This is a genomic window from Candidatus Protofrankia californiensis (assembly GCF_900634765.1).
GTDB classification, from domain to species: domain Bacteria; phylum Actinomycetota; class Actinomycetes; order Frankiales; family Frankiaceae; genus Protofrankia; species Protofrankia californiensis.
This window is the reverse complement of the sequence record NZ_CAAAFT010000395.1, coordinates 10874-12961: the sequence shown is the minus strand read 5'-3', so window position 1 is coordinate 12961 and position 2088 is coordinate 10874. Positions and strand designations below refer to the sequence as shown.

2 protein-coding genes are annotated in these 2088 nt (G+C 71.2%); both read left to right on the top strand.

Annotation, left to right across the window (positions count from 1 at the left end):
• A partial coding sequence (locus DD1DGNOD_RS28300) for a hypothetical protein (RefSeq protein WP_206443330.1) occupies nt 1–287 on the top strand: 287 nt, incomplete at its 5' end.
• 584 nt (nt 288–871) lie between these two features.
• Nucleotides 872–2088, top strand: a 1217-nt coding sequence (locus tag DD1DGNOD_RS20295; protein WP_346434359.1) for an FAD-binding protein, incomplete at its 3' end; no start/stop codon positions are given.

Here is a 2088-nt window from a genome sequence, read left to right as displayed (position 1 = left end):
CCCGCAACACCGGTGGGACGAGTTACAAACCGGTGGGACGAGTTACAGAACCACGGATCGAGTCCGATGATCGGGTCTTCCGCCAGCCCGGTGGCGCGTCCCGGGTGAGAGCCATGGTGGTCGACCGGCATCCGCTGCCTGGGGCAGGGGTCGCTGCGCCCGGGATCGGCGGCGCCGCGGCAGACAAGTGCCGCAGGAGCCGGTACCGGCCGTCCGGGGACCCGGTGACCAGGGAACCCGGGACTCCGGCAGCGCGAGAAGACCATGATCGCGCTGCCGGAGGCTAGCCGGAGGCTAGGCAGGCGGGTTGACAACCGGCCATTCCCACCGACATAGTCGCCAACGTGTCGGGGAGAAGGCTGTCGGTCCGGCGGGCGGTGGACTATGTCCGTGTTGCCAGCGACCTGTGTCGGGCTGACCCGTCCTGACATTTTCGTAGCACCGGTCGTGAGCACGTCCATAGTTATCCGGCGCATGGTCCTTCCTGCCACCGACGGGAGCAACGGCGATCCGTTGTTCATACCGTGGTGGTATCCGCAGTGGTATCTACCTGTGGGTGGTCGATGAAACGACGGGGCTTTTCACAGCGACCCCGCCGCGCCCTCGGCGACCTGACACCACCACCACCTGTTCATCCGCTGGTTTTCGTGCTTGTTTCCGGCCCGGCCGAGATATCGAGGACTGTCGAAGATTCCTGTCGTCACCCACGTCCGCGGCCGGGCGCACATCTGTGTCCGTCCGTCCTGACCATGCTCCGGCCGGCCGCCGAGAATGCCGCCAAGAATAGGAATCCGATGAGCGACCAGCCCCACCAGCCACACCGACACCGCAACGCGTTCCTGACGCGCGCCGGCCGGGTCGGCGTCCTGCGGTGAGCGTCGTGTCGAGACGCCGTCCGCGGCCGGTCGCCGTCCCCGCCGAGACCGACGTCCTCGTGCTCGGGGGAGGCCCGGCCGGAACCTGGGCGGCGCTGGCGGCAGCGGGCCGCGGCCGGCGGGTGACGCTCGCCGACAAGGGCTACTGCGGCACCAGCGGCTCGACGGCGGCCGCCGGTAACAACCTGTGGTACCTGCCACCGGGCGGGAGCTCCCGGACGGAGGCAATCGCCGCCCGCGAGATCGCCGGCGGCCACCTCACCGACCGGCACTGGATGGCACGCGTCCTCGACCGGACGTGGGAGGCGGTCGAGCAGCTGGCCGGCTGGGGCTACCCGTTCCCGGTGGCCGACGACGGCACCCGGCAGCGCGGCAGTCTGCAGGGCCCGGAGTACATGCGGTTGATGCGCCGCCAGGTCCGGCGCGCCGGCGTCGTCATCCTCGATCAGTCGCCGGCCCTCGAGCTCCTGGTCGACCCCGACGGTGTCGTCACCGGCGCCGCCGGCGTCCGGCGCCAGCAGGCCGGCGAACGCTGGCAGGTGCGTGCCGGTGCCGTGGTTCTGGCGACCGGAGGCTGCGCCTTCCGTTCCGGCGCGCTGGGGCTCAACGTGGACACCGGCGACGGCGCGCTGATGGCCGTGGAGCTCGGCGCCGAACTGTCCGGGATGGAGTTCTCCTGCCAGTACGGCATCGCGCCCGCCTTCGGCGCGCAGACCAAGGGCCTGATGTACCAGTTCGCCGTGTTCACCGACGCCGACGGCACCGAACTGGCCACCACCGCGTTCCCCGGCGGTCTGCTCGACGTGCAGCGGGCGGCGCTGCACACGCAGGTGTACGCCCGGCTCGAGCGGGCCGAGCCGCACCTTCAGGAGGCGATGCGGTGGTCGCAGCCGAACTTCTTCCTGCCGTTCGACAAGATGGGCATCGACCCGTTCACCCAGCGTTTCCCGATCCGTTTCGTCATGGAGGGCACCGTCCGCGGGACGGGCGGGCTACGCCTGGTCGACGACGGATGCGCGACCACCGTCCCCGGGCTGTTCGCAGCCGGCGACGCCGCGTCCCGTGAGCCCGTCACCGGCGCGATCAGCGGAGGTGGCAGCCACAACGGCTCCTGGGCGATCTCCTCCGGTAGCTGGGCCGGCGCGGCGGCAGCCAGGTTCGCCGCCGGGCGCCCGGCCGGCTGGCCGTCAGCGCCCCTCACACCCGCCGGCGG